The organism is Mesorhizobium sp. WSM4989 (assembly GCF_029625795.1).
Classification (GTDB): Bacteria; Pseudomonadota; Alphaproteobacteria; order Rhizobiales; family Rhizobiaceae; genus Mesorhizobium.
The window spans coordinates 38,885-51,213 of sequence record NZ_JARTVN010000005.1; the positions used below are offsets into that span (position 1 = coordinate 38,885).

Sequence of the window (12,329 nt, forward strand, 5' to 3'; positions counted from 1 at the left end):
TTGAAGCAGGGCGATCAAGGGCCACAAAAATCACTTCAGCCACCTGAGCAGGAGGGAGAAGTTGTATCCGGCGGCGGCCAGGACGGCGTTGAGGGCGTCGCCCTGCTGGCCGGCGAGGTAGTTGCGGCCCATGCGGTGTTCGTTCTTGATGTGGCCGATATGACGCTTGCCAGCGTGTGGCCGTCATAGGGATTGCCGGGCAGCGCTTTTGCATGCAGGGCGAACTGGCCGCCCTTGGAGCGCTTCAGCGTGGTGGCCACCGACACCTTCACACCGAACTCGTAGGGCATATGCGCCTTGCCCTTGCCAATGCATTCCACCTCGTGCGCGTGCAGGCTGTAGATCTTGCGGCCGCGCTGGCGCTGGCGTTGCTAGAGAACGGTGGCGGCCTGGTAGAACGGCCATTTGAAGAGCGCGTCCAGCCCCGCATCGCCGGCGATCTGGCGAGAAATGTCGCGAATGGTCCGGCCGAGATAGGTCTTGAGCCTGCGCAGCGCCTTGTTGGCCCGCTTGAACTGCTTGGCGTGGGCATAGCGCTGGTGGCTGATCAGCGCCAGCTGATAGCTCTGGCGCAAATGGAGCTCCTTCCCTCTTGGCCAGCCGCACCAGCCGTTCGCGCGCCCGGTTGATGAGCTTGGCGTCGGTCGGGAACATGACGTTCTTCGGCTGCACGGTTGTGTCGACGATCACCTGGCGCGTGTCGGCCGGCTTCATCGCCCCGGTCTTGACCGCAAGGCTGAGGCTCTCCTGCAACAGCGCCACGATCCGCTCCTCGCCCATGCGGCTGCGCCAGCGCGTCATCGACGAGAGGTCGAACGGCAGCGTATGGCAAAAGAACGTCTCGCCGGTGAGATACTGGAAGTAAGGGTTCTCCACCCAGCGCTCGCACAGCACCTCATCCGACAGGTTGAAGGTGTGCTTGAGGATCGCCAGCCCCGCCATCAGCCGGGTCGGCAGCGGCGGCATGCCGGGGCCGTCCGAATAGACGGCGCCGAAACGCTCCTCCAGCACCGGCCGGTCGATCGCCTGCTTCATGTTGATGATCTGATCGAGCCTGGAGCGGAACAGGTCCTGCTCTCCCGTCTCGCGTGGCTTGGACATTCGCCGTCCCCTCGATTCGCCGCCGCCGAACCGAGTGAATCACGCTCCGCAGCACAAGGGAATCGCAAAACCGAATTGCAGGAAAACAGCGTCCAAATACCGCTAATCCTGCAATTCAAAAGACGCTATCCGCCTCAATCAAAAGGCCAGATCAATGGCTTGCGGATAGTTCACGGTCGACGAGCTGGCGGCCACGCATCAGGCTGGAGATCCATCAGCGTTTACATCGTTTTTCAACGGGCGGCTCAAGCTCCGTGTTGTTGCGCGGCGCGCAGCTTGTCGAACGCCTCTTAGACCGTCGTGTGCCGGAAGAGGATATCCTCTGGAATTTCGGCATCGACATTCCGACATCACACATCCGTGATAAAGGCGTTTGCGGCTCGACGGGACCCTCCAACCCGAGGTCGCGAACAGAACCTGAATGACTGCCTCGTTTGCTATATGCGAATTGTCCGTGGGCGCCGCCAGGAGCTGGAACCGGCCAATCGACTTTAATTCTGGCTAGCTGTGCCCAGAATCGAGAAAAACGCCGGATTCATGCAGGCACAGCGGCCAATTTGCAGGAACCACCCCCCTGGGCACTGCTACTTATCTGGAATGAGGGGACTGTGGAGCTTCCGTCAAAAGGAAGCCAGATGTTCCGGGTTGAGGCCGTAGATCATCGTGGTCGTGTGAACATGAAGTGATGATAAAGCCGGCAAACAGGGAGGATAAAATGAGCCAATACTCATATAATCGTCGTGCGCTTATGAAGGCAATGCTGGCGATTTCGGCGACCCCTTGGGGGATTAACTCGAGGGCGTTCGCCTCGTCGTGCGACGATCGCATCCTGCGAATCGGCGGACTGGGTGGAGGCCCTGATTCGATGAACCCCTTCGCCACTTGGGGCTCCTTTTGGCCCTTGGCTATTTGCTATGATTTCTTGGTCTGCATAGACGCCCAGCGATACGACGATCGAAAGGGCTTTGCCCAATCTTGGTCCGTCGCCGACGACAACCTCACTTGGACCTTCAAGATCTGGCCCGGCATGAAGTGGTCGGACGGCCAGCCTGCTACCGCTAGGGACGCGGCGTTCACTTATAGTTATTTGCACGATTCCATAGGCAAGCCCGACGAGCTAAACGTCGGGTGGAACAGCACCAGCGGTCTTGAGAACGTCGAGTCCATCAAAGCGTTCGACGACGAGACTTTGCAGATCGTGACCAAGTTCCCCGCGACCTGGCCAATAGACAATATCATAATGATCGTTCCCGAGCACATTTGGAAGGACATCAGCTATGCTGACGCACGCGTAACCTTCCGCAACGATCCGCCTTTGGTGGGTACGGGACCTATGATCGTTTCGGAGTTTCACCAGGGCCAGTTTACACGCCTGACGCCGAACCCCTATTTCCGTACGGGGAAGCCCCAAATCGCGGGGGTGATCCTGCGGTCCTTCGATGCCGCCGATCCGATTGCGCAAGGTCTTAAGAGCGGGGAACTCGATTATGGCAACTACCTGACGTCCGCCCAGTGGGCTGATCTCTCGAAGGATCCCGACATTGTAGTCGGTGAATCCCGCATAGCTCAGAAAACCTATCTCGCCTTCAACACCGCTTCGGGAGATGGCGCAGGTAGCACCAAGGCTCTGCAGGATCCGGCGTTTCGCGATGCGCTCGGCTACGCGATCGATCAGAAGGCCATCGTCGATCGAGCCATGCGCGGACACGCCGACCCTGGTGTCGGACTCGCAATGCCGGTGGCGGCCGATTACTATTCAGATCTGAACGACATCAGGCGCCACTTCGATCTCGCCGAAGCCAACCGCCGGCTTGACGCCGCAGGGTACCGGGACACGAACGGCGATGGCATTCGGGAGGACAAGGACGGGAAGAGTTTCCAGCTAGAGCTGGTGTCTGGACCTTCAGCAAATATAGAGATGCCGGTCGCGGCAGTGCAGTTTATCGCTGGCTGGTTGGAGCAAATCGGTATCCCTGTATCGGTGACTCGGCTCGACTCCGGTGCGCTGAGCGCCCGCGCCGCAGCTCCGGCGAAAGGCGGCGGAGGGTGGGATCTGCTCATTTCCGATACCTGGCAAGGCCCAACACCTAAAGACCTGCTCATCTTCGGCAGCAGCAATTCCATCGGCATCAAGAACAAGGCGTACTGGACGAATGCGGAGTTCGACAAACTGTTCGCGGAGGTGCAGGTCACCGTTGACCTCAAGAAAAACCAAAAGCTGGTCGACCAGGCAGCGCGACTAATTTATACTGAAGCGCCTTACATCGTACTATGTTACCCCACCCTGCTCGAAGCCCACCGGAGGGATTGCTTCGAGGGTTGGGGAAAGCAAGGCATCATGTCGATGGACAGCTACTTCCCATTCGATCGCTTGAAGCCGGTGCCCGCGCCGTGAACGGAGGGGGAGGGAGCCGTCACATCCTGCGCATCATCGTCAGGGCCTCTATAACCCTCCTGATGGTGGCAGTCCTGAACTTCATCCTATTCCGAGTTATTCCAGGTGACCCTGCATCTCTTTTGCTTGGCGGGGCGCGCGTCAGCGTCACCGCCGAGCAGATTGAGGCGCAGAACCAACGTTGGGGCCTTGACCGGCCGCTGTTCCCGGACCAGGCGGTCGACTACCTGTCGGCAACACTCCGCGGCGATTTCGGCTACAGCTTCAAGTTCAGGGGCAGGCATGTCGCAGACCTGATAGCGGAACGCCTGCCGGACACCATAGTCCTAGTCGGGGTTGCTCAGATAATGGCAATCGTTATTGGGGTGATGCTTGGGATCTACGCAGGCTGGCGCCGGGGAGGAGCCGGCGACCGTATCGCAACCGGAGCCTCTCTGGCGCTCTATTCTACGCCGGCTTTCTGGCTCGGCATGATCCTGGTGGTAATCTTCAGCACGGCATTGGGTTGGCTCCCGGGCTATGGTGCATACTCGCCCGGCCTGATCACGGGCTCTCTTGGTTCGTTCCTCGACTACCTGCAACATCTCACGCTTCCCGCCACTGCGGTGGCGCTTGGGCTAATCGGCCAGTACGTCGTCGTCGCTCGTGCCGCAATGAGTGACGTACTCACCGAGGATTACATGGTAACCGCACGGGCGAAAGGGCTGACCAACGGTCAAATGCTGATGCGTCATGCATTTCGCAATGCAATGCTACCGGTCGTGACCTTGATCACCCTCAATATTGGCTATGTGGTCGCCGGGGCCATCACTGTCGAAGCCGTTTTCGCCTGGCCGGGTATCGGCGGGCTGACGGTGGAAGCACTCAACGCACGGGACTACCCAGTCCTTCAAGGCATATTCCTGTTGCTTGGCGTTTCAATTGTTCTCGCAAACCTCGTAGCCGATCTTGCCTACAGCCTTCTAGATCCGAGGGTCCGACAATGAGCGACAATATTGTTCGATATTGCCCGCGAGGCCGGGCGCGCGCAATAAAAGGCTTTCTGCGTCAATTTCTCAGCTATGGCGGTGCTCAGGTGGGCCTCGTATGTCTGGTATTCTTTCTTGTTGTGGGAGCGGTCCCCAATATTCTGGCGGGACCGCTCCAGACTGCGATCAATGCAACTGGCGATTTCCTCGCACCCCCATCAGGCGAGCATCTGCTCGGCACGGACGAAATCGGGCGGGACGTGCTCAATCTGGTCCTCCATGGTGCCCGGATCTCGCTTACGATTGCGCTACTCGCGACTGTGATCAGCCTCGTCGTTGGGACTACAATCGGTACGACCGCTGGCTACTATGGTGGCAGGGTCGACGTCTGGCTGATGCGCTTGACAGACTTCTTTTTTGTCATGCCGTCCTTCGTGCTGGCGCTGGTCATTACACCCGTGGTTCTCGAGGTGATGGGGCGCGGTGGAGAAATCCTGGGCTTCCGTCCTTCTCTTTTCGTGATCATTGTCGTTATAGGCATGACAAGCTGGTCCTTTGTTGCACGTATCGTCCGGAGTCAGACACTGTCGCTTAAGGAGCGACCATTCATTGATCGTGCGCGCGTTGCGGGTAGCAGTAATTTCGGCATCATGGTGCGGCACATCCTCCCCAATCTCGTGCCGCAAATCGCAGCCAATGGTGCGCTGGTGGTCGCCAGCGCAATCTATGTCGAGACATCGCTCTCATTCCTTGGACTCGGGGACCCGTTGCAGCCTTCATGGGGCACTTTGCTTTCGCTCGCTCAGCGCGCCGGCGCGGCCAGTGCTGGAGCCTGGTGGTACCTCGGCGCCCCAGGACTGTGCGTACTCACGGTTTCGCTTAGCTTCGTCCTGATTGGCAGTGCCCTTGACGACACGTTCAATCCACGGCGGAGGGTGATCCCATGACCAGCTCCTCCCAGGACAAAACACCGCTTCTGGAAATAGACCGGCTCTCTGTCGATTATGGGCTCAAGGGCGTTTCATTGCGAGCAATCGACGGCGTAAGCTTCGCGCTCCGAGCCGGAGAGGCCGTGGGCCTCGTCGGAGAATCGGGCAGTGGCAAGACCACGACCGCGATGGCGATCGCTGGTCTACTATCACCCAACGCGCGGGTCAGCGGCGGCCAAGTGCGCTATCGTGGCAACCGACTGCCGATCGACGATGATGCGGCGATGCGGCCACATCGCTGGAGCGAAACGTCCGTTGTCTTCCAGGGCGCGATGAACGCACTTAATCCTGTTCACCGCATTATCAAGCAGATCGCCGAGCCATGCATGCTGAAGCTCGGCATGTCGCGGGGCGAGGCGACCAAGCGGGGAAGTGAGTTGCTTCAACTGGTCGGCATCCCGGCGGATCGTGGTTCCGCCTACCCTCACGAGTTGTCGGGCGGAATGCGACAAAGGGTGATGATTGCCATGGCGCTCGCGTGTCGACCTTCGATTATCATTGGTGACGAGCCCACCACAGCGCTCGACGTCATCACTCAGGCTCAGATCCTTAACCTGCTAGGCGACTTGCGATCGCAGTTGAGCCTCGCCCTGATTTTGATCACCCACGACCTTTCTGTGGTGGCTAAGTGTTGTGATCGCGTAATGATCATGTACGCGGGCCGCATCGTCGAGGATGGCACTGTCGCCGAGATTTTCGCCCAGCCCAAACATCCCTACACCCGACAGCTGATCGAATCGATCCCGAACCCAGCGAGCGGCAAAAAGATGATCCGGCCAATACCGGGTGATCCTCCCAACTTGGTGAATCGACCCTCGGGCTGCGCTTTCCATCCGCGTTGCCCGTCGGTCATGGGGGGGTGCGCGACCGAAGTCCCCAGCCTCAATAAGTTCGGGCGGGGACGTGTCGCCTGTCACCTTCACCGGTCCTTGACGCAAGAAGACAAGGTCGCTGTTCATGCCTGACACTGCCGGCATCCTGCGTCTCGAGAGCCTGCAAGTTCATTTTCCTATCCAGGGCGGTCTGTTCGACCGTGTCCTGGGCCGATCTGTCGGCGCCATGCGCGCGGTAGACGGGATCGACCTCAACGTCGGGCGGGGCGAGATCGTCGCCCTGGTCGGCGAATCGGGAAGCGGCAAGACCACTGTGGGCCGCGTCATCACCAAGCTTGCCAAGCCGACTGGCGGCAGAATGCTGTTCGAAGGCCGCGACATGAGGTCGGTAGAGGGCTTCTCGGCTCTACGTCCGTACCGGCGTCGCGTGCAAATGATCTTCCAGGACGCTTATCAGGCCCTCAATCCGCGACACACCGTGTTCGACATCGTGGCGGAGCCGTTGCAGTCCCTGCGGCTGGTCGGTAACGCCACTCAACTCGCCGACCGGGTGAGTGAAGCGCTTGCGGCCGCTGGGCTCAATCCTCCCGGCGATTTCTTCGCCCGCTTCCCGCACGAGCTATCCGGCGGGCAGCGCCAGCGCGTCGTGATTGCAGGAGCGCTTGCCGTCCGGCCGGAACTCATCGTTGCTGATGAACCTGTATCGATGCTCGATGTCTCGATACGCGCTCAGATTCTTCAGGTCCTGGTTGACTTGCGCGACAGGCACAACATGGCGCTGCTGTTCATCACCCACGATTTGCCCCTTGCCTGGCTGATCGCCGACCGGATTGCGGTCTTGTATCTTGGAAAATTGGTCGAGATTGGTAGCGCCGACGAGATCACATTCAACCCTCGCCATCCGTATACCGTCGCCTTGCGCAACGCCACACCGCAGATTGGCGGCAACGCAGGTCGCGCCGAGTTGCCGGCCCTGCAGGGCGAGGTTCCAAGTGCCGCGCGCGTGCCGAAGGGCTGCCGTTTCCATCCTCGTTGCCCGCTTGCCTTCGACCGTTGCAAAGCTGAGGAGCCGCCGGCGATCGAAGTTGGACCACAGCACCTGTCAGCCTGCTGGCTCGCTAAGTGAAAGGCATGCAATCAGCGCCACCCCAATGAGCGTATTCCATCTGGTATTGCACAGGCAGGTGGGCTGGAACACCACCATGCAGATAGAATGCTGAGACCCGTCGAAATTGGCCACTCCATCTTGAATCAGTCTCAATGTCTGGGAGGCACTCTGAAGTGTGTAATGAACTAGGCCCGATTAAACCGCCAACGCCGCGATACGAAGTGGTTTTGCAGACCGGCTTGCGCGTTCCAATGCGGGACGGCGTTGAGCTCGCCACGGACCTGTATCGGCCTATTGGTTACACTGGGGAACTCGGGTCAATCCTTATCCGAACTCCATACGGTAAGACGCCCTATCGCTGTCCGGTTGAGCCTCGCCACAAAGTGGCAAGAATGTTTGCTGGACAAGGGTTCGCTGTACTTGTGCAGGAGCGTCGTGGCGTCTTCGATTCCGGCGGCGTATACGCTAGGGAACATATAGGGGACGACGGTTATGACACGCTGTCCTGGATTTCGCAGCAGCCATGGTCGAATGGACGCGTGGGCACATATGGGTGCTCGGCGCTTGGTATCGCGCAGGTTTTGCTGGCGCAGTTGTGCCATCCAGCCCACCGATGCGCAATTGCGCAGGGATCGGGCGGCGCGAACGGCTCTGCCGGAGGGCGATATCGCAACGGGGATCTCCGTCTCGGCGGTGCGGTGGAGGTTGCCGCGTTTGTCCCCTGGTTCCACCAAACCGCAGCGAAGGACCGGTCCCGAGTGCAACCGAAAAGCGATGAGGAGTATCAGCGGGCTTTCGCGTCGCTGCCGCTCGTCAACATGCTTAAGAGCCTTGGGGGACCGCCGACTGACTGGGAGGACTGGGTCTCGCGTGACCCAGGCGATCCCTGGGGGGATCGGAATGGGATGCTTAGCGAGGACTCGACCATCGACGTCCCAGCCCTGTTCGTGAACTCGTGGTACGACGTGGGGGCTGCCGACGCGCTTCACCAGCAGCGCGTTTTTAGTGCTCGCGGATTGAGCCCGGCGGCACGCGATCACCAACATATCATTCTGTCGCCAGCCACGCATTGTGGCACCGAGAGTCTCAAAGCCCCGACGGTTATCGGCGAGCGCGAGCTGGGCGACGCGCGCCTGGATTGCTGGCAGATCTACCTGGACTGGTTCGACTGCTGGCTGAACGACAAGCCCGACCGGATCGAGGGAATGCCCCGCGTCCAGTACTACGTGATGGGTCGCAACGAGTGGCGTGCCGCGTCAGAATGGCCCCCTCTTGGTGTGGAACTGCAGCACTGGTTCCTCCGCAGCGGCGGGAATGCCGCGACCCGTCTAGGCGACGGGACTCTTGATGTAGAGCCTCCGAGTGCCGACGAGCCGGCTGACACGTTTACCTACGACCCTGGGGATCCGGCGCCGTTCTTGGGGATGGACGGCGGGAAGTCAAGTGGAACTACTATAGGACCCCGCGATTACCAGGACGTCCAGCTTCGTCCAGACGTCCTCTGCTTCACTTCACCGCCCCTCACAGAGGGCATGGAGGTTACCGGATTTGTCCGGGCGGTCCTCTTCGTCTCTTCTTCGGCCCCGGACACGGACTTCGTGGCCAGACTGTTGGACGTACATCCCGATGGCCGTGCGATTGACGTGGTGGACGGGATACTGCGCGTCCGCTATCGCGAGGGCTTTGATCGGGCTGTTTTCATGGAACCGAGCGTTATATGCAAAATCGAGATTGATCTCGACGCCACAAGTAATTGGTTTCCGGCCGGCCATCAAATTCGCCTGGAAATCACTAGTTCGGCCTTCCCGCGGTTCGACCGCAACCTGAATACGGGAGGTAACAACTGGGACGAAACTGAATGGGTAGTGGCTCGGAACACGATTCATCACTGCGAGCAGTTCCCCTCCCACGTACTGCTTCCTGTGATGACAGCGATGGGGTCCCATGCCGGCAAGGCGAATTTGAACAGCTTGCCGCCTGGCTAGCCTACCTCCACTATTTCAAACAAACGGTGATAACAAGCTGCGATCGGTCGGGGAGCCCGTCGCTTCTCACATCAAGCAGCTTGCCCCATCGGCCCGCGTCAATCAGCATGGAATGGGGGTCCATGGATCGGCACATAATGGCGGTGAGACTCACAATTGATGTTTTGCACAGCGGCGTAGGCGCGCTGTCACATTGATTTAAGCAATAGGGAAATTGGGGTGGCAACGCGCCATCATTGAGTGCCGGACCTGCTAGAGAAGCACGGTTGAGTTTCTTTTCAAACAACTTAGCAACGGCACAGAGTTCATCGTTGTACTGTGAATGCGACGAACACACCACCGTGCAGATAGAATGCTGAGACCCGTCGAAATTGGCCACTCCATCTTGAATCAGTCTCAATGTCTGGGAGGCACTCTGAAGTGTGTAATGAACTAGGCCCGATTAAACCGCCAACGCCGCGATACGAAGTGGTTTTGCAGACCGGCTTGCGCGTTCCAATGCGGGACGGCGTTGAGCTCGCCACGGACCTGTATCGGCCTATTGGTTACACTGGGGAACTCGGGTCAATCCTTATCCGAACTCCATACGGTAAGACGCCCTATCGCTGTCCGGTTGAGCCTCGCCACAAAGTGGCAAGAATGTTTGCTGGACAAGGGTTCGCTGTACTTGTGCAGGAGCGTCGTGGCGTCTTCGATTCCGGCGGCGTATACGCTAGGGAACATATAGGGGACGACGGTTATGACACGCTGTCCTGGATTTCGCAGCAGCCATGGTCGAATGGACGCGTGGGCACATATGGGTGCTCGGCGCTTGGTATCGCGCAGGTTTTGCTGGCGCAGTTGTGCCATCCAGCCCACCGATGCGCAATTGCGCAGGGATCGGGCGGCGCGAACGGCTCTGCCGGAGGGCGATATCGCAACGGGGATCTCCGTCTCGGCGGTGCGGTGGAGGTTGCCGCGTTTGTCCCCTGGTTCCACCAAACCGCAGCGAAGGACCGGTCCCGAGTGCAACCGAAAAGCGATGAGGAGTATCAGCGGGCTTTCGCGTCGCTGCCGCTCGTCAACATGCTTAAGAGCCTTGGGGGACCGCCGACTGACTGGGAGGACTGGGTCTCGCGTGACCCAGGCGATCCCTGGGGGGATCGGAATGGGATGCTTAGCGAGGACTCGACCATCGACGTCCCAGCCCTGTTCGTGAACTCGTGGTACGACGTGGGGGCTGCCGACGCGCTTCACCAGCAGCGCGTTTTTAGTGCTCGCGGATTGAGCCCGGCGGCACGCGATCACCAACATATCATTCTGTCGCCAGCCACGCATTGTGGCACCGAGAGTCTCAAAGCCCCGACGGTTATCGGCGAGCGCGAGCTGGGCGACGCGCGCCTGGATTGCTGGCAGATCTACCTGGACTGGTTCGACTGCTGGCTGAACGACAAGCCCGACCGGATCGAGGGAATGCCCCGCGTCCAGTACTACGTGATGGGTCGCAACGAGTGGCGTGCCGCGTCAGAATGGCCCCCTCTTGGTGTGGAACTGCAGCACTGGTTCCTCCGCAGCGGCGGGAATGCCGCGACCCGTCTAGGCGACGGGACTCTTGATGTAGAGCCTCCGAGTGCCGACGAGCCGGCTGACACGTTTACCTACGACCCTGGGGATCCGGCGCCGTTCTTGGGGATGGACGGCGGGAAGTCAAGTGGAACTACTATAGGACCCCGCGATTACCAGGACGTCCAGCTTCGTCCAGACGTCCTCTGCTTCACTTCACCGCCCCTCACAGAGGGCATGGAGGTTACCGGATTTGTCCGGGCGGTCCTCTTCGTCTCTTCTTCGGCCCCGGACACGGACTTCGTGGCCAGACTGTTGGACGTACATCCCGATGGCCGTGCGATTGACGTGGTGGACGGGATACTGCGCGTCCGCTATCGCGAGGGCTTTGATCGGGCTGTTTTCATGGAACCGAGCGTTATATGCAAAATCGAGATTGATCTCGACGCCACAAGTAATTGGTTTCCGGCCGGCCATCAAATTCGCCTGGAAATCACTAGTTCGGCCTTCCCGCGGTTCGACCGCAACCTGAATACGGGAGGTAACAACTGGGACGAAACTGAATGGGTAGTGGCTCGGAACACGATTCATCACTGCGAGCAGTTCCCCTCCCACGTACTGCTTCCTGTGATGACAGCGATGGGGTCCCATGCCGGCAAGGCGAATTTGAACAGCATCGCTAGGTGTTTAGATTGTGGTATTCGGCTTTGCCCCCCGCCTTGAACGGGTTGTTTTGAAGTGCTGCGCTTCGAGATGATGACAAAACGTGGTCTGTGTGAACAGCCACAAGCATCAGGAAAGGAAGCGCAGCATGAAAAATTATGCCGGACTGGACGTCTCCGTGAAAGAGACCACCGTTTGCATCGTGAGAAGGGCGCCGAATTTGCCGAGAGATGAAGGTTGCTAGTCATCCGGACGATCTTGCTGACGCATTGAAGAACCCCGCATGGAATCTCGCCCGGATCAGGCTTGAAGCCGGCCCCTTATCCCAATGGTTGGTCTGGCGGCAGCCGGACTACGTGACCTGTATCGAGCCCCGTCATTCCAAGGCGTTCTCAAGGCACAGGTCAACAAGACCGACCGCAACCATGCTCGCGGCATCGCGCAGATATGCGGGTTAACCTGTTCCGGCCCGTGCATGTCAAGAGTAAGCGGTATTCTCGGGCCACGGCCTTGAGCTCGAGCTTGTTGATGTAGACCCAAGGCAGGAGATCGTCGATCTGGCTGTTGGGGTGGCCGTTGACGATCCTGGTGAGGACATCGGCGAGATAAGCCGAGCGGTTCGACACCATTGAGCTTGCAGGTTTCGATCAGCGAGGCGATGACTGCCCAGTGTTCGGCGCCGCCGTCAGAGCCTGCGAAGAGCGCGTTCTTGCGGTTGAGCGCGAAGACTGATTCATTATGCACC

At 59.4% G+C, this 12,329-nt stretch carries 7 protein-coding genes and 3 pseudogenes; 8 read left to right on the top strand and 2 right to left on the bottom strand.

Features of this window, described 5'->3' with window-relative positions:
* Positions 1-30 precede the first annotated feature (30 nt).
* Positions 31-1,101 (bottom strand): annotated as a pseudogene (locus P9217_RS28550) (IS5 family transposase).
* Positions 1,102-1,816: 715 nt separating this feature from the next.
* On the opposite strand from P9217_RS28550, the gene P9217_RS28555 reads away from it, so the two are divergent.
* The 8 genes and pseudogenes from P9217_RS28555 to P9217_RS28590 form a co-directional block, all read left to right on the top strand.
* Complete coding sequence (locus tag P9217_RS28555) at positions 1,817-3,496, top strand: ABC transporter substrate-binding protein (protein ID WP_063170379.1); 1,680 nt, start codon at positions 1,817-1,819, stop codon at positions 3,494-3,496.
* The gene (locus P9217_RS28560) at positions 3,493-4,482 is read left to right on the top strand and encodes an ABC transporter permease (protein WP_063169344.1); all 990 of its coding nucleotides are present in this window, start codon (positions 3,493-3,495) and stop codon (positions 4,480-4,482) included. The genes P9217_RS28555 and P9217_RS28560 overlap by 4 nt, the downstream gene beginning before the upstream one ends.
* Positions 4,479-5,411: an ABC transporter permease gene (locus P9217_RS28565; RefSeq protein WP_063169343.1), complete on the top strand. Its 933-nt coding sequence runs from the start codon at positions 4,479-4,481 to the stop codon at positions 5,409-5,411. Before P9217_RS28560 ends, P9217_RS28565 begins: the two co-directional genes overlap by 4 nt.
* Positions 5,408-6,418: an ABC transporter ATP-binding protein gene (locus P9217_RS28570; RefSeq protein WP_063169342.1), complete on the top strand. Its 1,011-nt coding sequence runs from the start codon at positions 5,408-5,410 to the stop codon at positions 6,416-6,418. The genes P9217_RS28565 and P9217_RS28570 overlap by 4 nt, the downstream gene beginning before the upstream one ends.
* Positions 6,411-7,412, top strand: a complete 1,002-nt coding sequence (locus tag P9217_RS28575; RefSeq protein WP_063169341.1) for an ABC transporter ATP-binding protein — start codon at positions 6,411-6,413, stop codon at positions 7,410-7,412. Before P9217_RS28570 ends, P9217_RS28575 begins: the two co-directional genes overlap by 8 nt.
* Positions 7,413-7,645: 233 nt before the next feature.
* The gene (locus tag P9217_RS28580) at positions 7,646-9,379 is read left to right on the top strand and encodes a CocE/NonD family hydrolase (RefSeq protein ID WP_244514363.1); all 1,734 of its coding nucleotides are present in this window, start codon (positions 7,646-7,648) and stop codon (positions 9,377-9,379) included.
* Between the two features lie 498 nt (positions 9,380-9,877).
* Positions 9,878-11,644: a CocE/NonD family hydrolase gene (locus P9217_RS28585; protein ID WP_206617005.1), complete on the top strand. Its 1,767-nt coding sequence runs from the start codon at positions 9,878-9,880 to the stop codon at positions 11,642-11,644.
* Between the two features lie 88 nt (positions 11,645-11,732).
* A pseudogene (locus P9217_RS28590) lies at positions 11,733-12,070 on the top strand (IS110 family transposase); the annotation flags it as partial.
* 44 nt (positions 12,071-12,114) lie between these two features.
* Here P9217_RS28590 and P9217_RS28595 read toward each other — a convergent pair.
* Positions 12,115-12,307 (bottom strand): annotated as a pseudogene (locus P9217_RS28595) (transposase domain-containing protein); the annotation flags it as partial.
* Positions 12,308-12,329: the final 22 nt, after the last annotated feature.

Bases quoted from the DNA above. Each gene is read 5' to 3' on its own strand.
- P9217_RS28555 (WP_063170379.1), top strand. From the start codon at position 1,817: ATGAGCCAATACTCATATAATCGTCGTGCGCTTATGAAGGCAATGCTG.
- P9217_RS28565 (WP_063169343.1), top strand. From the start codon at position 4,479: ATGAGCGACAATATTGTTCGATATTGCCCGCGAGGCCGGGCGCGCGCA.
- P9217_RS28570 (WP_063169342.1), top strand. From the start codon at position 5,408: ATGACCAGCTCCTCCCAGGACAAAACACCGCTTCTGGAAATAGACCGG.
- P9217_RS28575 (WP_063169341.1), top strand. From the start codon at position 6,411: ATGCCTGACACTGCCGGCATCCTGCGTCTCGAGAGCCTGCAAGTTCAT.
- P9217_RS28580 (WP_244514363.1), top strand. From the start codon at position 7,646: ATGCGGGACGGCGTTGAGCTCGCCACGGACCTGTATCGGCCTATTGGT.
- P9217_RS28585 (WP_206617005.1), top strand. From the start codon at position 9,878: ATGCGGGACGGCGTTGAGCTCGCCACGGACCTGTATCGGCCTATTGGT.